The sequence below is a fragment of the Saccharothrix sp. ST-888 genome (assembly GCF_000955975.1).
Classification (GTDB): Bacteria; Actinomycetota; Actinomycetes; order Streptomycetales; family Streptomycetaceae; genus Kitasatospora.
This window is the reverse complement of record NZ_JYJF01000317.1, coordinates 1-721: the sequence shown is the minus strand read 5'-3', so window position 1 is coordinate 721 and position 721 is coordinate 1. Positions and strand designations below refer to the sequence as shown.

Annotated in this window: 1 protein-coding gene; it reads right to left on the bottom strand. The window is 67.3% G+C overall.

Going from position 1 to position 721, the window contains the following annotated elements:
- The coding region (locus UK12_RS32855) for a ketoacyl-synthetase C-terminal extension domain-containing protein (RefSeq protein ID WP_045306869.1) at positions 1 to 721 on the bottom strand (721 nt) is incomplete at both ends.

Below are 721 nucleotides of genomic sequence, written 5' to 3'. Positions count from 1 at the left end.
GGGCGGAGGTGGTGAGGATGTGCCAGTCGTGGTGGGTGGGTTGGGTGTTGGTGGTGTCGGGGGTGTCGGGGGTGTTGGTGGGTTCGGTTTCGGTGGTGGGTGGTTGTTCGATGATGATGTGGGCGTTGGTGCCGCCCATGCCGAAGGAGCTGATGCCGGCGCGTCGGGGGGTGGGGCCGGTCCAGGGTTGGGTGTGGTTGTTGATGTGGAAGGGGGTGGTGTGGAGGTTGGTCTGGGGGTTGGGGTGGTGGTAGTGGAGGGTGGCGGGGATGGTGGCGTGTTGGACGCAGAGGACGGCTTTGATGAAGCCGGCGATGCCTGCGGCGGTGTCGAGGTGTCCGATGTTGGATTTGACGGAGCCGAGGGTGCAGTAGCCGGTGTCCTGGGTGGTGGTGCGGAAGGCTTCGGTGAGGGCGGCGATTTCGATGGGGTCGCCGAGTGTGGTGGCGGTGCCGTGTGCTTCGACGTAGCCGATGGTGCGGGCGTTGATTCCGGCGAGTTGGTGTGCTTCGTAGATGACGTCGGCTTGGCCGCGGACGCTGGGGGCGGTGAAGCCGACCTTGTCGGCGCCGTCGTTGTTGACGGCTGAGCCGCGGATGACGGCGCGGATGGTGTCGCCGTCGCGCAGGGCGTCGCTGAGGCGCTTGAGGACGACGATGCCCACGCCGCTGGCGAAGACCGTGCCGTTCGCGTCGGCGTCGAACGGACGGCAGTGCCCGTC